A 22,880-nucleotide genomic window follows, 5' to 3' on the forward strand; every position below is an offset into this window, starting at 1 on the left:
AAAGCATTTCCCCGTTTTGTGGGGTAGTTAGAACGTGTACATCAACACGTCTTTAGATGAAATAGTGGTCGACCAGCAGCGCCGCGAACAGCAGCGAGAGATGGATCAACGAAAAGCGGAAGGTCTTGCGGGCCAGCGCATCGGAGTAATTCCTCCAAAGCTTGAAGGCATACCAGATGAAGCCAGCGTTCAGCAGAATCGCCGCCACCAGATAAAACCAACTGCTCATTCCATAAATGAAGGGCAGCAAGCAGGCCGGCAGCAAGATGATGGTGTAGAGCAGCACTTGCAAGCGCGTGAACTCATTGCCGTGCGTGACTGGCAACATGGGCAAGCCGCTCTTACGGTAATCTTCCACGCGATAGAGCGCCAACGCCCAGAAGTGCGGTGGGGTCCACAGGAAAATGATCAGGAACATGATCATGGCCTCGGGGCCCACATGATTAGTGATGGCAGCCCAACCCAGCACAGGAGGCATGGCACCCGAAGCCCCACCGATCACAATGTTTTGCGGCGTGAGCGGCTTCAAGATCACGGTGTAGACCACCGCATAACCCACAAACGTGGCGAAGGTCAGCCACATGGTGAGCGGGTTGACCCAGATGTACAGAATGGCCGACCCCACGGCGCATAGCACTGCCGAGAAGGTAAGCGCCTGCTTGTCTGAGAGTTCTCCACGCGCGGTGGGGCGCCATGAGGTGCGCTTCATCCTCGCATCGATGGATTTTTCGATCAGGCAGTTGAAGGCAGCGGCTGCGCCAGCCACCAGCCAAATGCCCAGACACGCAATGGCCATGCGGGCCAGCGCTTCCCCTCTGGGGATGCCAGGAACCGCCACTACCATGCCGATGAGCGCGCAAAAGACGATCAGTTGCACCACGCGCGGTTTGGTGAGTACATAGTACTGACGCCACACCGGCATGGAGGGAACCACGGCGGATTCGGGGGCCGGATCCGCACTCATGGGAGGGGGTGCAGCAGGTGCACGAGTATTCATTGCAAACTCCCTTGGACCGCACCGCGGGGGGTCACATTTTTAACGCGGTTGTCCGATTCAGAACGGCTTGCACACAAGGCCCACGCCAGCACCGTAGCCAGTGCGGCGGCGCCTCCGGTATGGGCCACAGCCGCCACAAGTGGCCAATCCAGCACCACGTTCGATAGGCCGGTAATCAACTGAAGCAAGGTGAGCGCGCCTATCCAGCGCCTTTGCGCTGCCAGCACGCCGGCGCGGTAAAGGCGCCACACCAAGAGAGCCACCACGATGAACACACCATAGGCGAACAATCGATGCGTGTAGTGGATGGCCGTAAGCGCGATGAACTCCAGACCCGTGCCATCACCAGAGAAACCCAGTGGCCGCCATAACTCAAACCCTTGAGCGAAATCCATCTCTGGCCACCAGCCGCCCTGACACTGAGGAAAGGTATTGCAGGCCAGAACGGCGTAATTGGTGCTGACCCAGCCACCGAGTGCGATCTGAATGGTGACCAGAATGGTGGATAGCCAAAGCAGCGGGCGCAACGCTCCAGCTAGCACCTCACGCACGCCGCCAGCCGCCTGGCGGTATTGCTCAGCCTGCACAGCCAGCAGCACCAGCAGCCCTACCCCACCCAAAAGATGCAGGGTGACTATAGCTGGAAACAATTTCATTGTGACGGTAAGTGCACCAAACGCGCCCTGGGCGCAAACCCAGACCAATGTGAAGGTGGGCCACCAGGGGTTCAGGCCCTGGCGCTGCTTACGCCATTGCATCCAGGTGGTGAGCGCCAACACGATGATGAGCACGCCTACGCCCGTGGCCAGGTAGCGGTGGACCATCTCGACCCAGGCCTTGCCATGGGTCACGGGCCCGGTGGGCATCATCGCTTGGGCAGAGGCAATATGTTCTTTAGCACCCACGGGGCTGGCATGGCCGTAACAGCCGGGCCAATCAGGGCAGCCCAAGCCTGAATCCGTCAAACGCGTAAAGGCGCCAAACAGCACCAGATCGAAGGTGAGGAATAAGGTGAGCAGCGTCAGTGAACGCAGGCGCTGATCAGGGGCCGCTCGGCGACTGCGCAACCACACCCAAGCCAGCGGCCCAAGCGCGATGACCGCACCCATGCCCATGAGGCGCAGGGCAGGCGCCAAGTTATAGAGAGCGGGAGTGTCCATGGTTCTAACGACCGGCGTTATCCCAGCTCACGGAGGCTCGCAGCAAGCGCTCAAGATCGCGCTTGGCTTTGGCGGCGCCGGCCATATCCATATTGGCAGGGAAACGCATCATCCAGTTGCCCATGGGGTCAACCACATACAAATGCTCGGAGGCTTGATGCCCGGCTGCGGGGACCAGCCATTTGGCGAGCTCATTGGGCGGCACGCGCAGCACCGTAGCCACACCGACCACGGGGCGCAGTTCTTCCTTGATGGGGGCGTCATCACTCACCAGCCATACCCAATCAAGGCGATCTTTTTCTCTGCCCAGGCTCTCACGCAGTTGGCGCTGCAAATACAGGTGCTGCTGGCAGTTGCTCTCACACGCCCCACTGCCCACGCTCACCAGCAGCCATTGCCCTTTCAGGGAGGCGAGCTCCACCGGTTTGCCACTCATATCGGTGGCGGCCACAGTGGGCACGAGGCGTTGCGGCTCGATCAGCTCGCCAAAGTTGCGGCGGCCTTCCGGACGAATAACGTAGTAGCTGAAGTACGACGCGATCACCGGCGTGGCGCATACAAGCGCCAGTGCCAGCATAGTCCAGCGGCCTCTACGGCTGCTGCGCGCATTTTCCGCACCCGCTTCGGCAGGTGTGGGTATGGAGTGAACGGTGAGACCCAAGGGCTCATCCTGTGTAGGACGTTGATCAGGCACGGCGGGAAAGGTAGAAGGGTCTGACAATTTGGAACCAAAGAAAAAGCAGGCCGATCAACGCACCCAGGCCAAACCACTGAAAGGCGTAGCCATGGTGTTTGTCGACCCCGGTGTTCGGCTGGGCCCAATCACGCGATAGGCCTTCAGAAGGCGAGCCGACCTGCAGCACGGAAACACGGGCCAAGGGCAGGCCTGTTTCGCTCCGAAAGGCTTCAAGGTCGAGATTTTGCCGGATAGCGCCGCGCCCGTCCTCGCCGAGCGCGTATAGCCGTGCCGGAGACAATGCAATCCGGCCCGTGATGGTGACTTCGCCAGCGGGGGTTTCTACAGGCGGCAAAGCCATGCGATCGCCAAAATTTCTTGGAGCCCACCCCCGTTGAACCAGCACCACCCCGTCTGCGCCTGAAAGGCGCAATGGGGTGAGCACATCGAAGCCCTGGCGACCATTCATCTGCCGGTTGTCTAGATAGACGGTACGATCTGGCACCCAAACACCGCGCAGCACGATACTGCGGTGAAGCAGCTCTTGCGCCTGAGTGGGTGTAAATGATCCAATGACAGCCGAGGCATTGAGCGCAGGTTGCTGCTCACGGCTCACAATAGCTGCTTGCAGGGCTTCTTTCTGCGTGGCGCGTGCCAATTGCCAGCTCCCGAGCGAGAAGGTAACGGCCATGCCGATCACCGTGCCCACCAGCACGAGCCAGAACCGCCAAGTACGCGAAGTTGCACTCACAGGATAATCAGCTTATGAAGCAAATAATTGTTGGGTTAGCGTTTGCGGGCATCGTTGGAAGCATGGTTTCAGCGCTGATTTTCATGATGCGCGGGGACAAGTCCGGTGAAGATGATGACTCCAAGCGCGCTGGCCGCATGGTACGCGCCCTGGCGTTTCGCGTGGGGATCTCTGTGCTGCTGTTTATCTGCGTGCTGATTGCATGGAAGTTTGGATACCTCCGACCCACAGGAATTCCCCAAGGCGCGTAAATCGCTCGTCTTTGACGCAGCGCCTCACAATCAATGAAGTAAAACTCTCCAAAACGAATAAAAAAAGCGCCCACAGGCGCTTTTTTTATTACCTGAACCGATCACATCCAATACACAAGGATATACAGGCCAAGCCACACCACGTCCACGAAGTGCCAGTACCAAGCCGCGCCTTCAAAGCCAAAATGGCTGGTTGGCGTGAAGTGGCCTTTCATCAAACGCAGGGTGATGAAAAGCAACATCAGCATACCCACGAACACGTGCAGGCCGTGGAAGCCGGTCAGCATGAAGAAGGTGGAACCGAAGGCACCGGAGCTGAGTTTGAGGTTCAGATCGGTATAGGCATGGTAGTACTCATAGCCTTGCACGAACAGGAAGATGATGCCCAGTACCACGGTCATCCACATGAAAGCGATGGTGCGTGCACGGTTACCCACTTGCAGTGCGTGGTGGGCAATGGTGAGCGTGACACCGGAAGTGAGCAGCAGCGCCGTGTTGATGGTGGGCAACCAGAACGGGCCCATGGTCTGGAACGGCTCGATGATGCCAGCGGGGGAACCCGTGGAACCAGCGGAAAGGCTAGGCCAGACGGCCTTGAAATCCGGCCACAGCAGCGCGTTTTCAAGACTTCCCAGTGCCGGCAGCGAGTGGGAACGAGCCCACCACAGTGCGGTAAAGAAGGCACCGAAGAACATGACTTCCGAGAAGATGAACCAGCTCATGCTCCAGCGGAAGGACAAATCGATCTTACGACCGTAGAGCCCGCCTTCGCTTTCGCCCACGGCCTCACCAAACCATTGGTAAAGCACGAAAAGCCACCACAACATGCCAAACAAGAGCACGTATTTGGCCCAGTCAGCTCCATTGATCCATTCAGCGGCGCCGAAAATGACCATGAACAGACCGATGGCCGCCATCACCGGGTGACGCGATGGTCCCGGAACGAAGTAGTACGGCGTTTTGCCGGGGGCGGTGGTACTCATTTTGTCGTGGCTCCTGTACTCTCTAATCCATTAACTGCTTGAGCGGCAGATACCGCTCGAATTATCTAACTTCAGGCGCTTGCTACAGCCCATCTGACTGCAAGCAACAACACGCCTATGAATAATAAAACACCCAGCAATGCCGCGATGATCAGGTGAAACGGGTTGGCTTGACCCAGATCTTCGCGATAGCTGCTATTTTTTCTAACACCCAAAAATCCCCAGGCGACGATACGCATCGAGCGCCAGAATGAAGACTTGGGTGCTTCAGGCACCTCTGCAGCAGAGGAGCGAATATCGCTCACGCCCCCACTCCTCCCGGCACGATGGTGACGGCACTCGCGGAACTCGGTGTTGGCGGTGGCTTGGCGCCCACTTCAAAGAAGGTGTAGGAAAGCGTGATGGTAGTCACGTCTTTGGACAGCCGCGGATCAATGATGAACGCCACCGGCCATTCTTTCTTTTCACCAGGTTGAAGCGTGTACTGGTTAAAGCAGAAGCATTCAAGCTTGTTGAAGTAAGCGCCTGCCTGCCGTGGTGCATAACTAGGAATGGCCTGCGCAGACATGCTGCGATCCTGGACATTCTGAAACTCATACATGACCGTAGACAATTCGCCAGGGTGCACTGTCATGGTGCGCTGGGCAGGTTTGAAGTGCCAGGGCCCACGCGAGTTGGCGTCAAACTCTACGGTGATGGTGCGGGTCTTGTCGACCTGCGTATTCGTTGGGCGCCCAATGCCCCCGTTGCCCGGCACTTGCCGTTCAACGAGCGTCAGGATATTGACGCCGGTGACATCACAGATGGCTTTATAGATTGGGATCATGGCATAGCCAAACCCAAACATGCCAGCGGCCACAATGGCCAGCTTGCCCACCATCTTGGCGTTATCGTTTCGAATTCCCATGGATTTAACTGCAATCCCTAGTGACCGACGATGATCATTCGAGCAACGAACCCAAGACAAAAGATAAGCGCTACTGACCCGAGGATCAGGCCCAGGCGGCGATTACTCTTTTTTTGCTCAGGCGTCGTCATAACGTGCGTTCCGTCCATTTAGCCAATCAGCCGATCACGCGCGTAGCGGTGGCATCCAGTTTGGGCGGGTTCTCATAGGTATGGAACGGCGCTGGTGATGGAACTTCCCACTCCAGGCCTTCTGCAGCTTCCCAAGGACGTTGGGCAGCTTTCTCACCCTTGCCGCGCATCGTGGGAACCACGATGAACAGGAAGAAGTAGACCTGCGCGAAGCCGAAGAAGAATGCACCCACTGAGGCCACCATGTTGAAATCAGCGAACTGCATGGGGTAATCAGCGTAGCGGCGCGGCATACCAGCCAAGCCCAGGAAGTGCATAGGGAAGAAGGTGACGTTGAACGAGATCAGCGACCACCAGAAGTGGATCTTGCCGCGCGTTTCGTTGTACATGACCCCGGTCCACTTGGGAGCCCAGAAGTAGTAGCCAGAGAACAGAGCAAACAGTGAGCCGGCCACCAGCACGTAGTGGAAGTGAGCCACGATGTAGTACGTATCCTGGATCTGCGTATCAATAGGCGCCACGGCGGGAATCAAACCCGTGAAGCCGCCCAAGGTGAACACGAACACAAAGCCCACAGCAAACAACATAGGCGTTTCGAAGGTCATCGAACCGCGCCACATGGTGGCGATCCAGTTGAAGATCTTCACAGCAGTAGGCACCGCGATCAGCATGGTGGCGTACATGAAGAACAGCTGGCCAGTCACCGGCATGCCGGTGGTGAACATATGGTGCGCCCAGACGATGAACGACAAGATGGCAATGGCGGAAGTGGCATACACCATGGAGGCATAGCCGAACAACCTCTTGCGGGCGAAGGTAGGGATCACCTGGCTGACGATGCCGAAAGCCGGCAAGATCATGATGTACACCTCAGGGTGGCCGAAGAACCAGAAGATGTGTTGATACATCACTGGGTCGCCGCCGCCAGCGGGATTGAAGAAGCTGGTGCCGAAGTGGCGGTCAGTCAGCGTCATGGTGATGGCGCCGGCCAGCACAGGCATCACGGCGATCAGCAGGTAAGCGGTGATCAGCCATGTCCAGCAGAACATGGGCATCTTCATCAGCGTCATGCCGGGAGCGCGCATGTTCAGAATGGTGACGATGATGTTGATGGCGCCCATGATGGAGCTCGCGCCCATGATGTGCATCGCAAAAATGCCCGCATCCATGGAAGGGCCCATCTGGAGCGTGAGTGGCGCATAGAGCGTCCAGCCGGCTGCCGGAGCACCACCAGGCATGAAGAACGAGCCCACCAGCATCAAACCTGCAGGAATCAACAGCCAGAAGCTGAAGTTGTTCATGCGGGCGAAAGCCATGTCGCTCGCGCCAATCTGCAGCGGGATCATCCAGTTGGCGAAGCCCACGAAGGCCGGCATGATGGCGCCGAACACCATGATGAGGCCGTGCATGGTGGTGAGCTGGTTGAACAACTCCGGGTTGACCAACTGAAGGCCCGGCTGGAACAGCTCGGCGCGGATCAGCAGTGCAAGTATCCCGCCCACCATAAGCATGGCGAACGAGAACAGCATGTACAGCGTACCGATGTCCTTGTGGTTGGTGGCATAAACCCAGCGACGCCACCCAGTAGGAGCTTCGTGGTGGTGATCATCATGTCCATGGTCATGGTCGTGATGATCGGTGTGCGAATTTGGAAGTACGGCGCTCATATGACTGCTCCGGGAGACTGTTCTCTTATTTCGTGATACTGACCAGGACTGCAATCAGCCAGCTTAGCCGGGGAATTTGCCTTCTCGTGCGGCCTTGAATTCAGAAGGCTGTACGAGTTGACCAGATTTGTTGGACCAGTGGTTCTTGGTGAAGGTGGCCACTGCTGCAAGTTCGGTGTCGGAGAGCTGCTTCCATGCAGGCATGGCGCCGTTATTACGACCTTCCAGCAAGACGTGCATTTGATCAGCCAGCTTACCCAGGACAACCGGGCTGCCATCCAGCGCTTTAATAGCGCCGCCGCCTTTACCGTTATCCAAGTGGCATGCTGCGCAGTTGGCGGCGTAGACTTTCTCTCCACGAGCCACCAGGTCAGGCAAAGTCCAGACTTTGGTTGGGTCATCAGACAGGGCTTGCAGGCGTTTTTTCTCGCCATCCACCCAAACGGTGTAGTCCGCCGCCGACAGCACTTTCACGTGAATAGGCATGTAAGCGTGTTCTTTACCGCACAGTTCTGCGCACTGGCCGTAGAAATCACCGACTTGCTCGGCTTTGAACCAGGTGTCTCGCACAAAGCCGGGGATGGCATCTTGCTTGACGCCAAAAGCAGGCACCATCCAGGCGTGGATGACGTCATTGGCGGTGGTGATGATACGAACTTTCTTACCAACAGGGACCACCATGGGGTGATCAACCTTCAGCAGGTAGTCATCGCCTGCAGGTTTGCCGGCATCAGACATGGCGCGCTGGTTAGGATCGAGCGTGGAAAGGAAGGAGATGCCCTCGCCTTCGCCGGTAAGGTATTCGTAACCCCATTTCCACTGGTAACCCGTGGCCTTGATGGTCAGATCCGCGTTAGAGGTGTCTTTCTGCGCCACCACCAGCTTGGTAGCGGGCAGCGCCATCGCGATGACGATGATGAAAGGAACAATGGTCCAGATAATTTCTACCGTGACCGATTCATGGAACTTGGCCGGTTTCGCGCCTTGCGATTTACGGTGCTTCCAGATGGAATAAAACATCACGGAGAAAACCGCGACGAAGATGACCGCGCAAAGGATGAGCATCATCCAATGCAAGCTGTACTGCTCCGCGGCGATGCGTGTAACACCTGGGGTCAGGTTGAGCTGATTGACGCCTGGACCGCCCGGCAAATCTTTGACCTGTGCCTGAACGGCCGTCGTGACCGAAGCTGCAGCCCAGATGGCCGCATGACGCGGCACACCGGCCAACCTGTTTGAAATGCTCTTCATCGTGTTCACGTTTTCTTGAGTCTCAACCACACAATTCACCACCGGCCAGAGCAGGCCGGCCCGATGGATTCCCTTGGCGCCTTGCGCACCTAGGCCGTATTTCGCACGCCAATGCCGTTAAGCCATCTGCCGCGCATAGGCCAGAGGCACGGATTTCTCCCCGCGCGTAATGCCGGCGAGTTTAACCGACTCGTAACCCCTCGCTAAGAGCTTATGAACTTATTTCACTCTCGTGCTCGGGCTTTGCACATTCACTTACCCGCTATTGGCTTCTTGCGCTCGCGCAGGGTTGACCTCATATCGTCCAAGCTGATTTCAGTTTGAGCGGCCACAGGCAGGCGCGGCGCGGGTTTGAGCGCATGCCCGTAAATCACCTCAAAACTGAGCGCCAATGGCCCCTCTGACGCCCCGCCGCGCAAATATTGGCTTAGTTCTGCTTTGAGCCGTGCGAGCCATTTGCGCCCGCGCAACGCGGGAAACCGGCCCACATGGAGGTTGCGACCCAGACCTCGAAGTTCCTGCAACAAACGCTCTGGCGTGTCAAAGGTCAGCGTGATCCGCTCCATATCCATGACCGGTTCGGCAAAACCGGCGCCCACGAGCAGATCCCCCAGATCATGCATGTCTGTGAAATCCTGCGTAGGCGAAGGCCAGCCCAGGCGGGCGTACAGATCACGCAATTCACGCAGGGTATCTGGGCCCAGGCAGGAAAACATGACGAAACCATTGGTGGCGAGCGCTTTGTGCCAGCTCCCCAGTAAAGCGGCCGGATCTGCCACTTGGTGAGCAAGCATGTTGGCCCACACCATCTGCATGGCGCCTTCGGGTGGTGCCACTCCTGTTTTTGACGCCAAGCGCGTGCGCCCGATCCGCTGCCACCATTTCAGTGGCGCACCTTCAGCCTCAGGCGTGGCCTGCGCAGCGGATGCACGAACCAGGAAATTTTCCGCCTCTGGATAGTGAGCTTCCACCAGAGCGTGCCCCTGCATGCCCCCGCGATCAGGCTCCCAATCAGCCCAGCGGCTTACTGGCAGGCGAATAAAACGCAGGCGCTCAGCCATGCGCTGCGCCACCTCTTCGTGAAGCCAGGGTGCGGCAGAGGAGCCAGAGGCGAGGCCAGCCCAGCGCGCGGCGGCCGTTGAATCAATACTGGGGGGCAGAAAGTCAGACATAGGAACGAAGAACGTGTTTACGATCTATTCGGGGTCGCGCTGCCGCGAAATGGTGAAGTGCGGCAAATCGGGGCAGTATATTGAGCGCCCCATGACCCTACTGACTCGCCCGAGCATTACCCCTACGAACAGCCGCCGAGCAGCGCGCCTGGAAAGTTGGCTGCCCAGCCAATGCCAGGTATGCCACGCCTGGCCCGCCTCACCGCTGTGCGAAGACTGTATTACCCAGTTTGCGCGCTCAGAGCCGCGCTGCGAACGCTGTGCGCTGCCATTGGCTGGCGGGGCGAAGGTATGTGGCGCCTGCTTGCGCGAACCACCACCGATGGAAGCCTGTCTGTGCGCGGTAACTTACCAGTGGCCATGGACTGAATGCCTTGCGCGTTTCAAGTTCAGGCAAGACACGGGGCTTGCCGGCACGCTCGCCAGCGTGCTGCTGCGCACCGAGGGCGTGGGGGCGGCACTGGCCAAGGCAGACGCGGTGGTGCCACTGCCGCTTTCGGCGCAGAGGCTTTCTGAACGGGGATACAACCAGGCGCTTTTACTGGCACACCGGCTGACTTCCAAGGGCGTCCGAGCGGATTTGCTGGCGCGCACCCGCCACACGGCACCTCAACACGCCATGACCCGCGAACAGCGCCTGAAAAGCCTGTTGGGCGCTTTCACGGTGGATCCTTCAAAATACAGCGAACTTCGTGGTCGCCGCGTGGTGCTGATTGATGACGTGATGACCACAGGCGCTACCCTGCGGGCTGCCGCTGGCGCGCTCCGCGAGGCCGGTGCATCTCATATCACCGCGTTGGTGGTAGCGCGCACCGGCGACTAGGGCGTTCACACCAGGCCCCACCCAAGCTTCCAAATTGACGGACTCCCATGTTCCACATCGTTCTCGTAGAGCCCGAAATTCCCCCAAATACCGGCAATGTGATCCGCCTGGCGGCCAATACGGGCTGCACGCTTCACCTGATAGAACCTTTGGGTTTTTCAATGGAAGACAAGCACATGCGCCGCGCCGGCCTGGATTACCACGAATACGCGCAGGTGCAACGCCACTCCGACTGGGCCGCCTTCATGAACGCGCTGAGCCCCGATCCGCTACGCATGTTCGCACTCACCACTAAAGGTGAGCGAACGGTGCATGACACGCGTTTTCAGACGGGCGACACCCTGGTCTTTGGGTCAGAGACCCGCGGCCTCAGCCCTGCCCTGCGCGAGTCATTCGCCCCAGATCAACGCTTGCGGCTACCCATGCGCGCGGGCCAGCGTAGCCTGAACCTCTCCAATGCCGTGGCCGTGACGGTTTTCGAGGCTTGGAGGCAGGTTGGGTTTGCCTAGGAGTCTGCGCGGCTAGGCTATAGCCTACCGGTAATAGCGCGAAAGCGGCTCAGCCACGCACACCGGCTTATCTGAGCCTTCACACTCAATCGTGCACTGCCAAGCCATCTGCACACCGCCTTCGATGGGCGAGCTGCTCAGCAGCTTGACCTGCGCACGCAATCGGCTACCGGAAGGAACGGGCGCCATGAAACGAACCTTGTTAAGCCCGTAGTTGATCCCCATGCGAACATCCTTGATGGCGATGGAGCGATCAAAGAACCCCGCCAGCAACGAAAGCGTGAGATAGCCGTGCACAATGGTGGTACCAAAGGGGCCAGACTTGGCGCGTTCTGGATCGACGTGGATCCACTGATGATCACCAGTGGCCTCTGCGAATTGATCTATGTGTTGCTGCGAGACGGTGAACCAGTCAGTGGTTGTGATGTCTTGCCCTACGCAAGCGACCAGTTCATCGAGAGTGTCAAAGGTTTTCATAGAAAGAGCTTAAGCCTTGAGGGGGCTGTTAATTTGAAAATTTGCCTCTGAACACCGGGGTACAAAGGCCAAGGCGCTAGCCCTTCGCGCCAAGCCAATCGCAGATGCCCTGCCACTGCTCCAGATCGCGCGCCACGCGGCCAGGCGCCACGTCGAACAGAGTCAGCCCACGGGCAGCCAGGTGTACATAGTTCTGCGTTTGCCGCAGGGTTCCCACCACGGGCAAGCCCAGGCCTGCAACGAACTGCTGCAATTGCTCGGAAGCGATGGTGCGCTCATCGACCCGCATGCCGACAATGCCGAGGGCCGGCTCGCCATTTTTGCGCTCCACCATGACGTGATCCAGAAACTCACGCGTGGCATAAATATCAAAAATACTGGCCTGAAGCGGCACCAACACCCGGTCTGCAAGCCGCAATACGTCCTTCAGGCGCCTGCCATGCAAACCCGCTGGTGTGTCAAGAACCACGTGGGTAGTGCCCTTGGGCGGGCGCACTACCTCACCGTGCGCCAACTCCCAGGCGGCAATGGGAGCGGCCCCCGGCGGGCGCAAACCAAGCCATAGTCGAGACGATTGCTGTTTATCAATATCACCCAGCATGACCGAGTGACCCTGCGCGGCGAAATAGCCCGCGACATTGGTTGCGAGTGTGGATTTACCCACACCACCCTTGGGATTGGCGATAACTATCACCGGCATTGGCGTGCTTTCTAGAAATGGTTAAGCGGGATTTTGCACACCCGCATCCGTTTCCGGTATGTTAGCGGCATGGACCACACTGCCAGCTGGATGCTTTTCAGCCTCGTTTTTCTGGGCGCTGCGGTCATAGCTGTTCCCATATTCGCACGCCTCGGGTTGGGCTCGATCATGGGGTATCTGGCCGCCGGAATCGTGATCGGGCCACATGCTCTGGCCCTGGTGGGTGATGTCGAAGACACGCTGCACTTTGCGGAATTCGGCGTGGTGATGATGCTTTTTCTGGTGGGGCTTGAGTTGGACCCGCGGCGCCTGTGGGCCATGCGGCGCCCCATTTTTGGCTGGGGATCGATCCAGGTGGTGGGCTGCGCCGTAGTAATTGCCAGTGCTGCGACGCTGATCTTCGGCGTGCGCTGGCAAATTTCACTGGCTGCGGCGTTGGGCCTGGCTTTGTCATCCACAGCCAGCGCGCTGCAGGTCATGCAAGAGCGAAACCTGATGCGAACCACCAGTGGAGAGGCGGGTTTTGCCATTTTGCTCTTTCAAGACGTGGCGGCAATCCCCATTCTGGCGCTTTTACCGCTCCTGGGAAGTGCCCCTACTCAAAATGGCGATGGATGGTGGGAAGCGCTGCGCGCTGTGGCTGCTGTGGTGGCTATCTTGGTCAGTGGGCGCCTGCTGCTCAAGCCACTCTTGCGCTGGATCGCCCGCAGCCGCACGCAGGAGATGTTCACGGCCACGGCCTTGTTGTTTGTGGTGGGCGTCTCAGCGTTTATGTCAGCAGTGGGTCTCTCCATGGCGCTGGGTGCTTTTCTGGCGGGAGTGGTGTTGGCAGACAGCGAATACCGCCACGAGCTGGAAACCGATATAGAGCCTTTCAAAGGGCTGCTGCTCGGCTTGTTTTTCATGGCCGTGGGTATGAGCCTGGATCTTCAGGTGCTGCTGGCAGCGCCGCTCAAGGTGCTTGGCATTCTGGCCGGGTTCATGCTCACCAAGATGGTGTTCATCACGCTACTGGCACGCGTGATGCGCTTGCCACGCGAGGAGCGGCCTATCTTCGCGTTACTCCTGGCGCAGGGGGGCGAGTTTGCCTTCGTGGTGTTTCAGACCGCCGTTGGAGTCCATGTATTCCCTCAGGCCACCGCCTCATTGCTCACGGGCGCCGTGGTGCTGTCCATGTTGCTCACTCCGGTTCTTCTGCTGCTGGTCGATCGGCTGGTACTGCCGCGCCTGGCACGGCCCCCTGGCTCACTGGAGGAGTTGTCTGAGCAGCAATCGGCGTCGGTCATCATTGCTGGCTTCGGGCGCTATGGCCAGATCGTTGGCCGCACGCTGCTTGCCAATGGGCTGAAAGTCACCGTGCTTGACCATGATGCCGAACTGGTTCAGCAAACCCGCCGTTTCGACTATAGAACGTTCTATGGCGATGCCACCCGCCTGGATTTGCTGCGCACTGCGGGCGCGGCCACGGCCAAGGTGCTCGTGGTGGCTGTGGATGATACGGAGCAGGCTTTAAAGATCATTGAATTAGCCCAGGAGCAGTTTCCGCAGTTGCAAATCGTGGCCCGTGCTCGTGACGTGACTCAGTGGCACGAAATCCGGGACAGAGGCGTGAGCTACGTGCAACGCGAGGTTTTTGAGAGCAGTCTGCGGTCTGCCCGGGATGTCATGCAAGCGCTTGGCATGGACGATGAAGAGGCCGATGACCGCGTACGCAGCTTCCGGGAGCACAACCTGCGCCATCTGGAACTTACCCACCCGGTCTACCGGGACGAAGAAGCAGTACTCGCGCTCAACCGGCGTGGCCGGCGCGAATTGCAAGACCAAATGGCGGCTGACCGTTCTACGCGGGTTGCCAATGCGGCCAAGGAAAAAACGGAAGATACCGCTGAGAAGGTGCCATCGCCCCCTCCCACTCAAGGTGCGGCTTGATTCACGTGGACCGCTTTCAAAGCTTCCCCGGAAACAGGCCCTGAAACCAAGCCTTGAAGCCAAGCCCTAAAACATATCCCACACCAGCTTCACGCCCGTGAGAAACATCCCCGAATAGATCAACCGGTAGAAAAGCTTCTGATCTATTCGGCGAGCAATGCGAATGCCCAGCCACACCCCCAACGGTGCCAGCGGCAAAAGCACGAGTGAGGTGATCATGTTGCGCCAATCCAGCAAGCCAAGCCAGGCGTATGGAACCCACTTGGATAAGTTGACGACGAAAAACAAATACGCCATGGTTCCGGTGAACACCACCGGCTTGAGTCCCAAAGGAATCACATAGGCGTTCATTGGAGGCCCTCCCGAGTGGGCGACAAAACTCGTAAAACCAGAAACGGATGCCAGTATGGCCCCTACCCAACGCGGAGGAGGACGGCCATCCGCCTTGGGCTTGAACAACAGGCGTTGTGCCAGGAACAGGAGCGTGAACACGCCCACCAGGCCGGCCACCCAACGCGGTTCGAGCAATTTGAATGAAAACGTGCCAATGACGGTGCCGACCAAGGCCCAGGGCAAGAGAAACTTGAGCAGAGTTCGATCAAAATCCTTGCGAAACGCAGCAAGGCCCAGCAGATCCATGAGCAAAAGAACGGGCATCAAAATCGCCGCCGCCTGAGGCACGCTCACGGCCAGGGCCATGAGCGGCACCGCCAAGGAGCCAAAGCCCGCACCGAAGCCGCTCTTGCCTATACCCAGTAGCACAACCGCCGGAACAGCCACAACGTAGAAATGCCAATCAGTGATAAGTGGAAGATTCAAAAAAAGCTTTCCTCTGACCGTGGGTAGCGCACCCAAGGAGGCGCCACTGTACGCGCTCCAGACTTTGTGCGCAGCTTAGGGCTCATTCGGAAATAAGCGGGTTCATGGGCACAATAGCTGCCCATGAACTTCCCGGACCAGCCACTGCCCATTTGGGGCTCCAATCTGCGCATAGCGCTGGAATTTGCCGCTACGCTGGCATTCGCGCTTTCGGGCGTCATTGAGGCGGCGCGCAAGCGACTGGATGCCGTGGGCGTGTGCGTACTTGCATTCGCTGCGGCCTTTGGGGGCGGTACGCTGCGCGATTTACTGCTGGATCAGCGCCCATTCTTCTGGGTACGGCACATTGAGTTTCTATGGGCCACACTGGCTTTGTGCGTGCTCGCCATGTTTTTCATGCGCCAGCGCCACCTCCAACTGACCGAGCGGGCTATTTTGTGGCCTGACGCCATCGGATTGGGGTTATTTACCGCCGTAGGGGTTGATCTGAGCATGAGCCTCCAGCAACCGGCACTGATTGGGGTGCTGATGGGGGTGACCACCAGCGTATTTGGCGGGGTGTTGCGCGACATCCTTTGCAACGAAATTCCCCGGGCACTGGGAGATCACCGCCCCTATGCACTTTGGGCATTCGTGGGGGGCTGGCTGCATGTGTTGATGCTCACCTTTGGAATTCCGGCCTGGATCGCGCTCACCGTGACGGTCTCGGTCACGGCCGGGCTGCGTATGTTGTCCGTGCGCTATGGCTGGCAATTGCCGGTTTGGCGCAGTTGATCAACCGTTTCAAGTGCGCTTGGCTTGCAACTCCTCAACCAACTGGTTCAGCCTGTAGCTTTCCGCTTCATAGCCTTTTATCGTCGAAGCGAGCGAAGCCAGATACTTACCCACATCAACAAAACGCTGATCCTTCTCCAAAAAGTCTCCTCTGGCTTCAGCTTTTGAGAGTTCTATGGCTTCGCGATAAACGCCTTCGTAGCGGTCAGCAGCATGGCGAAGATCAACCTTTCCTCGAATCCATTCGGCCACCTGCCTGACCCCCGCAGCATCGTACTTTCTGATTTCCCCACAGAGAAAATCAATATTCAGCCGCTCCTTGCTGACAGAGCTGGAGCCAAACCGCCCAAACATGCTGGTCATGTTTTCCGGACGAATCATCTCAGCGACGCCAGTTTCATCGCAGACGATGACCGCACTACCCACTGACATTGCCTCGATCGCGCATCGCCCAGCCGAGAAAACAATATCGTACTGCGGCAACACATCTTGCGGATTATTGATGGGGTTTCCGTTTCGCAACCCGAACAAATCCAGTCGTTTCAAGCCCATCCGGTTGCACGCCTCAGCGACGAATTGCACCAGGGTACTATTTTTCCCAATACTATTTCCAAATATCGCGGCAGAGACGGGAATTTTATTTACCTTCTCCTTGAGACTGAATTTCTCTAAATCCACGAAATTAGAAATAATCGAAACATCTTCTCGCTTAACCGCGCAATTGTTTGAAATATTCTCGCGCGTCAGCTCCCCAACGGCTACGTATTTTTTTATATTTGAAAATATGGGCGGCTTTTCCATCCAGGGAAACCACCCGTGGCACACATAAACAGCAGGCGTATTATGAAAATACGTCATCGCGGCCATAGCTTCCAGATGATGCTGGCCGTGAATAATGTCTGGAACATCTCCTATATTATCCAGATTTGACACTACCGGTACGCACGCCTGCTTGAGCTCTTTCTCGATCTGCCCGATCTTTGTGCTGAAAGCGACAGGAAAATGGCCTCGACGGCGAAATTCTTTCGCCAAATCGAGGATAACCATCTCTGATCCACCTCTAATATCAAGTGTATTATTGGTGAATAGAATATTCAAACGCTTCTCGGTACTCATTCTTTTCCCCCTAAAGGAGATGTCACGATTCCCGGCACATCGCGAAGGACAGGGGCTTCCGCGCAGTTACTACCGCGCGGAAGCCCTGCTCTCACACCTTCTCGAGAATCAGTGCAATACCTTGTCCCACCCCAATGCACATAGTGCACAACGCATAACGCCCACCTTGCGTGTGCAACCGGTTAACGGCGGTAGTAGCCAAACGCGCACCTGAAGCACCCAGCGGATGGCCAAGTGCAATCGCGCCGCCCCAGGCGTTAACGCGCTCGTCGTCGTCTTTCAGACCCAGCATGCGCAGCACGGCCAGCCCTTGCGCGGCGAAGGCTTCGTTGAGCTCAATCACATCGAGCTGATCAAGTGTCAGGCCGGTAAGGGCCAGCACTTTTTCGGTCGCCGGCGCGGGGCCAATACCCATGACACGGGGAGCAACGCCCGCCGTCGCCATGCCGACCACGCGTGCCTTAGGTGTCAGACCGTATTTAGCAGCGCTGGCTTCATCAGCCAGCAGGAGGGCGCAGGCGCCGTCATTCACGCCGCTGGCATTGCCAGCGGTCACGGTGCCGTCTGGCCGAACCACGCCCTTCAGAGCTCCCAACTTTTCGAGGCTGGTTTCACGGGGGTGCTCATCTTTGTCCACGATCAATGGGTCGCCTTTTTTCTGGGCGATGCTGACCGGTGTGATTTCCCGTGCCAGGTGGCCGGCCTTTTGGGCTGCCACAGCACGCAACTGGCTGTTCATGGCCATTTTGTCTTGGGCTTCACGCTCAATTTTGTAGTCAGTGGCTACGTTTTCCGCCGTTTCGGGCATGGAGTCCACGCCATATTGAGCCTTCATGAGCTTGTTGACAAAGCGCCAGCCTATGGTGGTGTCATAGACCGCATTGGCCCGGCTGAATGCACTCTCGGCCTTCGGCATGACGAAAGGCGCGCGGCTCATGCTTTCCACACCGCCGGCGATCATCATCAGCGCCTCTCCGGCCTTGATGGCCCGTGCTGCAGTACCCACAGCGTCAAGGCCCGAGCCGCACAGGCGGTTGATGGTGGCGCCTGGAACCTCGATAGGCAGGCCAGCGAGCAAGCTGCTCATGTGGGCCACGTTGCGGTTGTCTTCCCCGGCCTGGTTTGCACAGCCATAGATCACATCCTGCACGGCCTGCCAATCTACATTGGGGTTGCGGGCCATCAGTGCTCGGAGGGGGACAGCGCCCAAGTCGTCAGTACGCACGCCGCTGAGCGAGCCGCCATAACGGCCAAAAGGGGTACGAATAGCGTCGCAGATGAAGGCTTGTTTCACGGAAAATTTCTCCTCTTTGGAACGGTTAACTAGCGTATCTACCGACGATGTTATGCGATTGTGCATAAGAGCGTTGTCGCCGCGTGCTACGCTTGCCGCCCATGTTCAACCCCAGCCAAGCCGATGTTCGCCGTTTTTTTTGCGGCGCCTGGGCCAAATCACAAGCAGGCCAACCGTTGGAAGCCATTGAAACGCTGGCTGCCGGCTGGATGGCCGAGCACCCTGAATGGCACCCTGATTTCGCCGATGCCGAGGCCGCTGTAGCCCGTGAATACGGGGACGGCGCCGTAGGTGGTAATCCATTTCTGCATTTGTCCATGCACCTGGCGATCAGCGAGCAGTGCAGCATCGATCAGCCCAGGGGCATACGGCAAGCGGTAGAGCTGCTGGCCGCCAAGCGAGGTAGCTTGCATGATGCTCATCATGAGGTGATGGAATGCCTGGGCCAGATGCTGGCCGACGCGCAAAGCCGCCGCCAGGCACCCGATGGAAACGCCTATGTGGCGTGCGTACAGCGGCGTGCCACGCAGACGCCAAAATGATCGCAGCGCACCCGCACTCCCCGCTGGCGTGGCTCCAGCGGAATCACGCGGCCTTCGCGTTTTTCCAGCTCGGATCAACCGCCATGGCAAGATAGGTTGATTGGCTTTCGTGCTGCAGTCACCCAAACACACAACCGGTACCCTTTCATGAGCGCTTCAAAAGAATCCGCAGATCCAGTGCGCGCACCGCATCAGCCCATAGAAGGCTACTACCGCACTGAGGAGGAGCGTGCGGGCTTTTTGCGCGAAATATTCGATAGCACCGCAGCCGACTACGACCGCGTAGAACGCACCCTGGCTCTGGGTAGTGGCCCCTGGTACAGGCGCCGAGCGCTCGAACGCGCCGGATTACAGCCAGGCATGCGGGTAGTAGATGTAGGGTTTGGAACAGGTTTGGTAGCCACTCAGGCCATCAGCATCATCGGCAGCCCCGACCTGCTGACTGGCGTAGACCCCAGCCCGGCCATGATGGGCGCCAGCCCCCTGGCTTCAAAGGTCAAGCTGGTCGAAGGCAAAGCCGAAAGCATTCCACTTCCAGATGCCAGTGCCGATTTCATCAGCATGGGCTATGCGCTACGCCACATCAGTGACCTGAGCGCGGCGTTCAGCGAATTTCACCGCGTGCTGAAACCAGGTGGGCGTCTGTGCGTTCTGGAGATCACCAAACCGGAAAGTGGTTTGGGCACGGTGCTCCTGAAAGGCTACATGCGTGGATGGGTGCCCCTGGTAGCCAAGCTGCGTGGAGCCGGCGCTCACACGCCTCGCATTTGGCGCTACTACTGGGACAGCATCGAAGCCTGCGCACCGCCCCCACGGATCATGGAAACCATGAGCACCGCCGGGTTGGCGGAGGTGAATCGGTATGTGGAGCTGGGCATTTTCTCGGAATACCGGGCTCGCAAACCGCTTTAGGCCCACTTACCAGGCACCATGATGACTGGCGGCACTGAAGCTCTCCCTTGCTCGAACCGGCGAAGATTGACCGCCGCGCTAGCGCTAGGAAGCGTTTTGACATGCCTTCCTGCCTGCGCCCTGCTGCCACGTCCGCTCAAAACACCTATGGAAAGCATGATGGAGCGGGCAGACCCCGCACGCCGTTCCGATACGCTGATCGTTGTACTACCCGGCGCGTACGACGCGCCCCAGGACTTCGTGGATCAGGGCTTCGTACAGGCCGTGCGCGAACGAAAGATCTTGGTTGATCTACAACTGGTAGATGCGCACACGGGGTACTACACCGCTCAGCAAATCGTGCAACGCCTGCAAAATGAGGTGATCGCACCGGCTCGCGCACTGGGTTACAAACGGATCTGGATGGCGGGCATTTCCCTGGGTGGTTACGGCTCGTTGCTGTTTGCCCTCGAACACACCGCCATGATCAATGGCGTGTTCGTCATGGCGCCATTCCTGGGCCGGCGAGACTTGCCAGCAGCCATTCATAGCGCGGGCGGATTGGCCGCCTGGGATGCGCAGATGCCCAATGCCGATGCGCATGACCTGGCGCTTTGGCGCTGGTTGCGAGCGTATGCATCGTCTCCAGGTGAGCGCATGCCTCTCTACCTGGGCTATGGAGAGAGCGACCGATTCGCCTTCAGCCACCGCCTTTTGGCGGCCGGTCTGCCTACCGAGCGGGTGTTCGTGACCCCAGGCGGTCACCAATGGGCGCCATGGCTGAAGCTTTGGCAACGCTTCCTGGATCTCAGACCTTGGGAATCACCCGGTTGAACGTGTGCGGATTCCGTCTTAGGATGCTAGGGCGTGTTCACACTAAATTCACCCCGGCGCGGGGGTGAATTTAGTGTGAACACGCCCTAGTGTCTAAGCACCCACTCAAACAGGGAAGCGCCACATGAAAACCTTGGTCGATCAATTGGCAAACTACGCCGCCTATCACCGGGAGCGCCGCAACATTGCCACCCATTTCGTGGGCATTCCCATGATCGTTTTAGCCGTGCAGGTGTTGCTGGCACGCCCTACTTTGATGCTGGGCCCTCTGCCGCTGACGCTTGCCTTTGCGGCCAGCGTTCTGACTGCGCTGTATTACCTCCGACTCGACAAGCCCCTGGGATTGCTCATGGCTGGCTGCCTATTCATTGGTTTGCTGGTGGCAGAAGCAGCCGCCCGCCAGAGCACCGCTACGTGGCTCTGGATTGGCGTGGGCTTGTTTCTTGTGGGTTGGGTGATCCAGTTCGTAGGCCATATCTATGAAGGGCGCAAACCCGCTTTTGTCGACGACATCATGGGCTTGGTGATTGGCCCCCTGTTCGTTGCCGCCGAATTGTTGTTTCTCCTCGGTTTCCGTCGCCAGCTGCAGGAAGAGATCGAGGCACGTGTGGGCCCTACCCGTTTGGGAGCAGCCACCGCCGCGCACTAGGATGGCTGGGAGCGTGGAGGAGGTAAATATTCTCCAAGCACTTTCCAAAGGTCTGAAACACGCGAGAGCATCCAGCGCACAATGGCTGACATGCAGCTCAACTTCATTCATAACAGCGCCATCGCCTCGCTTTCGGGCCAAACCCTGCAGGTGATCGATCCATCGGATGGTCAGCCCTTCGATGAGATTCAGCGCAGCGATGAACGCGACGTTGACGCAGCTGTACGCGCCGCACGCCAATGCTTCGAGGGACCCTGGAGCGCCCTGTCTGCAGCCGCACGCGGGCGCCTGCTGACAGCGCTTTCAAACAAGATCCTGGAAAATGTCGAAGAGCTGGCGGCACTTGAGCAACGCGACTGCGGAAAACCCACCACTCAGGCTCGTGCAGACGCCACCGCCCTGGCCCGTTACTTTGAGTTCTATGCAGGTGCTTGCGACAAGCTGCACGGCGAAACTCTGCCCTACCAAGCGGGCTACAGCGTTTTCACCTGGCGCGAACCGCATGGGGTCACGGGGCACATCATCCCCTGGAATTACCCGATGCAGATCTTCGGGCGCAGCGTGGGCGGTGCGCTGGCGGCGGGCAATTGCTGCGTGGTCAAACCATCAGAGGACGCATGCCTGAGCGTCATCCGGGTGGCACAACTGGCCGCCGAGGTAGGCTTCCCTGCTGGCGCGATCAATATAGTTACTGGCTATGGGCATGAGGTGGGCAATGCGCTGGCGCGTCATCCGGGAATAGACCACATCAGCTTTACCGGGAGCCCCAGCGTGGGTACCCTTATCCAGCAGGCAGCCGCTGAAAGGCACTGCCCGGTGACGCTGGAGCTTGGGGGCAAGAGCCCCCAGATCATCTTCGCCGATGCCGATCTGGACGCCGCCATCCCGGTGGTTATCAATGCGATCGTGCAAAACGCCGGGCAGACATGCTCGGCCGGTTCCCGCGTGCTGATCGAACAAGCCATCTATGAAAAAGTGCTCGGCCGCTTGTGCCAGGCATTTGAAGCGCTGCGAGTGGGCCCGGCAGCGATGGATTTAGACGTGGGCCCGCTGATCCGTCAGACCCAACAGCAACGCGTATGGGATTTTCTAAGCGATGCCCAAGCTGCGGGCATTCCGCTGGTGGCGCAGGGCGTAGTCGTGGAGCAGGCGCCTGAATCGGGGTTTTATCAGGCACCCGTTCTGCTGGCCGATGTACCGGTCACGCATAGGCTGGCGCAAGAAGAAGTGTTCGGCCCCGTGCTTTCAGCCATGTCATTCAAGGACGAAAGTCATGCAGTGGAGCTGGCGAATGCAACCCGTTTTGGCCTCGTGGCCGGCGTATGGACAGCAGACGGTGGGCGCCAATTTCGCATGGCACGCAAGGTGCGAAGCGGCCAAGTGTTCATCAACAACTACGGCGCTGGTGGTGGGGTGGAACTGCCTTTTGGCGGCGTTAAATCATCCGGGTATGGACGCGAGAAGGGACTGGAAGCGCTCCATGGGTTCACCACTCTGAAAACCGTGGCCATCAAGCATGATTAGTTCTGAAAACGAATTCATAAACTGAGACGGTGTGAACGCCCAAGGCGTTTGCA

Annotated in this window: 26 protein-coding genes; 10 read left to right on the forward strand and 16 right to left on the reverse strand. The window is 58.4% G+C overall.

Going from position 1 to position 22,880, the window contains the following annotated elements:
- Nucleotides 1–52: 52 nt before the first annotated feature.
- From cyoE to G518_RS0111150, 4 genes are read right to left on the reverse strand one after another with little or no spacing between them, the layout of a single operon-like run.
- Nucleotides 53–997 (reverse strand): heme o synthase, encoded by a 945-nt coding sequence (gene cyoE, locus G518_RS0111135; protein WP_425414283.1) that lies wholly within the window; start codon nucleotides 995–997, stop codon nucleotides 53–55.
- Nucleotides 994–2,157 (reverse strand): COX15/CtaA family protein, encoded by a 1,164-nt coding sequence (locus G518_RS0111140; protein WP_028602614.1) that lies wholly within the window; start codon nucleotides 2,155–2,157, stop codon nucleotides 994–996. The genes cyoE and G518_RS0111140 overlap by 4 nt, the downstream gene beginning before the upstream one ends.
- Nucleotides 2,158–2,161: 4 nt before the next feature.
- Complete coding sequence (locus G518_RS0111145) at nucleotides 2,162–2,851, reverse strand: SCO family protein (RefSeq protein ID WP_036594371.1); 690 nt, start codon at nucleotides 2,849–2,851, stop codon at nucleotides 2,162–2,164.
- Nucleotides 2,844–3,584 (reverse strand): SURF1 family protein, encoded by a 741-nt coding sequence (locus tag G518_RS0111150; RefSeq protein WP_028602616.1) that lies wholly within the window; start codon nucleotides 3,582–3,584, stop codon nucleotides 2,844–2,846. Before G518_RS0111150 ends, G518_RS0111145 begins: the two co-directional genes overlap by 8 nt.
- A gap of 14 nt (nucleotides 3,585–3,598) precedes the next feature.
- Here G518_RS0111150 and G518_RS0111155 point away from each other — a divergent pair, with 14 nt between their 5' ends.
- Nucleotides 3,599–3,835: a twin transmembrane helix small protein gene (locus tag G518_RS0111155; RefSeq protein WP_028602617.1), complete on the forward strand. Its 237-nt coding sequence runs from the start codon at nucleotides 3,599–3,601 to the stop codon at nucleotides 3,833–3,835.
- 101 nt (nucleotides 3,836–3,936) lie between these two features.
- Here G518_RS0111155 and G518_RS0111160 read toward each other — a convergent pair whose 3' ends face one another.
- The 7 genes from G518_RS0111160 to G518_RS0111185 all read right to left on the reverse strand — a co-directional run bounded on the left by G518_RS0111160 (nucleotide 3,937) and on the right by G518_RS0111185 (nucleotide 9,946).
- Complete coding sequence (locus G518_RS0111160; RefSeq protein WP_028602618.1) at nucleotides 3,937–4,818, reverse strand: cytochrome c oxidase subunit 3; 882 nt, start codon at nucleotides 4,816–4,818, stop codon at nucleotides 3,937–3,939.
- A gap of 71 nt (nucleotides 4,819–4,889) precedes the next feature.
- Nucleotides 4,890–5,123 carry a DUF2970 domain-containing protein gene (locus G518_RS0111165; RefSeq protein WP_051236432.1) on the reverse strand — a complete coding sequence of 78 codons (234 nt, stop codon included), beginning with the start codon at nucleotides 5,121–5,123 and terminating at the stop codon, nucleotides 4,890–4,892.
- A complete protein-coding gene (locus tag G518_RS0111170) occupies nucleotides 5,120–5,725 on the reverse strand; it encodes a cytochrome c oxidase assembly protein (RefSeq protein ID WP_028602620.1) in 606 nt (201 codons plus the stop codon). Before G518_RS0111170 ends, G518_RS0111165 begins: the two co-directional genes overlap by 4 nt.
- Before the next feature lie 17 nt (nucleotides 5,726–5,742).
- Nucleotides 5,743–5,856, reverse strand: a complete 114-nt coding sequence (locus G518_RS40630) for a cytochrome oxidase small assembly protein (RefSeq protein ID WP_211231703.1) — start codon at nucleotides 5,854–5,856, stop codon at nucleotides 5,743–5,745.
- A 26-nt stretch (nucleotides 5,857–5,882) separates the two neighbouring features.
- Nucleotides 5,883–7,523, reverse strand: a complete 1,641-nt coding sequence (gene ctaD / locus G518_RS0111175; protein ID WP_028602621.1) for a cytochrome c oxidase subunit I — start codon at nucleotides 7,521–7,523, stop codon at nucleotides 5,883–5,885.
- A 63-nt stretch (nucleotides 7,524–7,586) separates the two neighbouring features.
- The gene (gene coxB / locus G518_RS0111180) at nucleotides 7,587–8,774 is read right to left on the reverse strand and encodes a cytochrome c oxidase subunit II (RefSeq protein WP_028602622.1); all 1,188 of its coding nucleotides are present in this window, start codon (nucleotides 8,772–8,774) and stop codon (nucleotides 7,587–7,589) included.
- A 251-nt stretch (nucleotides 8,775–9,025) separates the two neighbouring features.
- A complete protein-coding gene (locus G518_RS0111185; protein WP_028602623.1) occupies nucleotides 9,026–9,946 on the reverse strand; it encodes a hypothetical protein in 921 nt (306 codons plus the stop codon).
- A 91-nt stretch (nucleotides 9,947–10,037) separates the two neighbouring features.
- On the opposite strand from G518_RS0111185, the gene G518_RS0111190 reads away from it, so the two are divergent.
- Together G518_RS0111190 and G518_RS0111195 are read left to right on the forward strand one after the other, a co-directional pair.
- On the forward strand, nucleotides 10,038–10,769 hold the full coding sequence (locus G518_RS0111190; protein ID WP_051236434.1) for a ComF family protein: 732 nt from the start codon (nucleotides 10,038–10,040) through the stop codon (nucleotides 10,767–10,769).
- A gap of 47 nt (nucleotides 10,770–10,816) precedes the next feature.
- Nucleotides 10,817–11,278, forward strand: a complete 462-nt coding sequence (locus G518_RS0111195; protein WP_028602625.1) for a tRNA (cytidine(34)-2'-O)-methyltransferase — start codon at nucleotides 10,817–10,819, stop codon at nucleotides 11,276–11,278.
- Nucleotides 11,279–11,302: 24 nt separating this feature from the next.
- Here G518_RS0111195 and G518_RS0111200 read toward each other — a convergent pair whose 3' ends face one another.
- A complete protein-coding gene (locus G518_RS0111200) occupies nucleotides 11,303–11,755 on the reverse strand; it encodes a MaoC family dehydratase (RefSeq protein WP_028602626.1) in 453 nt (150 codons plus the stop codon).
- 76 nt (nucleotides 11,756–11,831) lie between these two features.
- Complete coding sequence (locus tag G518_RS0111205; protein WP_028602627.1) at nucleotides 11,832–12,455, reverse strand: ParA family protein; 624 nt, start codon at nucleotides 12,453–12,455, stop codon at nucleotides 11,832–11,834.
- Nucleotides 12,456–12,524: 69 nt separating this feature from the next.
- Between G518_RS0111205 and kefC the strand changes: the two genes are divergently transcribed.
- On the forward strand, nucleotides 12,525–14,384 hold the full coding sequence (gene kefC, locus G518_RS34725; RefSeq protein ID WP_051236436.1) for a glutathione-regulated potassium-efflux system protein KefC: 1,860 nt from the start codon (nucleotides 12,525–12,527) through the stop codon (nucleotides 14,382–14,384).
- Nucleotides 14,385–14,450: 66 nt separating this feature from the next.
- On the opposite strand, the gene G518_RS0111215 is transcribed toward kefC, so the two are convergent.
- On the reverse strand, nucleotides 14,451–15,203 hold the full coding sequence (locus tag G518_RS0111215) for a sulfite exporter TauE/SafE family protein (RefSeq protein ID WP_028602628.1): 753 nt from the start codon (nucleotides 15,201–15,203) through the stop codon (nucleotides 14,451–14,453).
- A 123-nt stretch (nucleotides 15,204–15,326) separates the two neighbouring features.
- Here G518_RS0111215 and G518_RS0111220 point away from each other — a divergent pair, with 123 nt between their 5' ends.
- Entirely contained in the window at nucleotides 15,327–15,977 is a 651-nt protein-coding gene (locus G518_RS0111220) for a trimeric intracellular cation channel family protein (RefSeq protein ID WP_036594373.1), read from the forward strand.
- A 9-nt stretch (nucleotides 15,978–15,986) separates the two neighbouring features.
- Here G518_RS0111220 and G518_RS0111225 read toward each other — a convergent pair whose 3' ends face one another.
- Complete coding sequence (locus G518_RS0111225; protein WP_028602630.1) at nucleotides 15,987–17,024, reverse strand: glycosyltransferase; 1,038 nt, start codon at nucleotides 17,022–17,024, stop codon at nucleotides 15,987–15,989.
- Between the two features lie 160 nt (nucleotides 17,025–17,184).
- Nucleotides 17,185–18,387 carry a 3-oxoadipyl-CoA thiolase gene (gene pcaF, locus G518_RS0111230; RefSeq protein WP_028602631.1) on the reverse strand — a complete coding sequence of 401 codons (1,203 nt, stop codon included), beginning with the start codon at nucleotides 18,385–18,387 and terminating at the stop codon, nucleotides 17,185–17,187.
- Between the two features lie 101 nt (nucleotides 18,388–18,488).
- Between pcaF and G518_RS34730 the strand changes: the two genes are divergently transcribed.
- From G518_RS34730 to G518_RS0111255, 5 genes are all read left to right on the forward strand, one after another.
- On the forward strand, nucleotides 18,489–18,929 hold the full coding sequence (locus G518_RS34730) for a DUF1841 family protein (RefSeq protein WP_036594375.1): 441 nt from the start codon (nucleotides 18,489–18,491) through the stop codon (nucleotides 18,927–18,929).
- 147 nt (nucleotides 18,930–19,076) lie between these two features.
- Nucleotides 19,077–19,841 carry a class I SAM-dependent methyltransferase gene (locus tag G518_RS0111240; RefSeq protein WP_028602632.1) on the forward strand — a complete coding sequence of 255 codons (765 nt, stop codon included), beginning with the start codon at nucleotides 19,077–19,079 and terminating at the stop codon, nucleotides 19,839–19,841.
- 96 nt (nucleotides 19,842–19,937) lie between these two features.
- Nucleotides 19,938–20,654, forward strand: a complete 717-nt coding sequence (locus G518_RS0111245) for an alpha/beta hydrolase-fold protein (protein WP_245597957.1) — start codon at nucleotides 19,938–19,940, stop codon at nucleotides 20,652–20,654.
- Between the two features lie 124 nt (nucleotides 20,655–20,778).
- A complete protein-coding gene (locus tag G518_RS0111250) occupies nucleotides 20,779–21,303 on the forward strand; it encodes an Mpo1 family 2-hydroxy fatty acid dioxygenase (protein ID WP_028602634.1) in 525 nt (174 codons plus the stop codon).
- Nucleotides 21,304–21,393: 90 nt separating this feature from the next.
- Nucleotides 21,394–22,827 (forward strand): aldehyde dehydrogenase family protein, encoded by a 1,434-nt coding sequence (locus G518_RS0111255; protein WP_028602635.1) that lies wholly within the window; start codon nucleotides 21,394–21,396, stop codon nucleotides 22,825–22,827.
- Nucleotides 22,828–22,880 lie beyond the last annotated feature (53 nt).

The organism is Ottowia thiooxydans DSM 14619 (assembly GCF_000422885.1).
Taxonomy (GTDB): domain Bacteria; phylum Pseudomonadota; class Gammaproteobacteria; order Burkholderiales; family Burkholderiaceae_C; genus Ottowia; species Ottowia thiooxydans.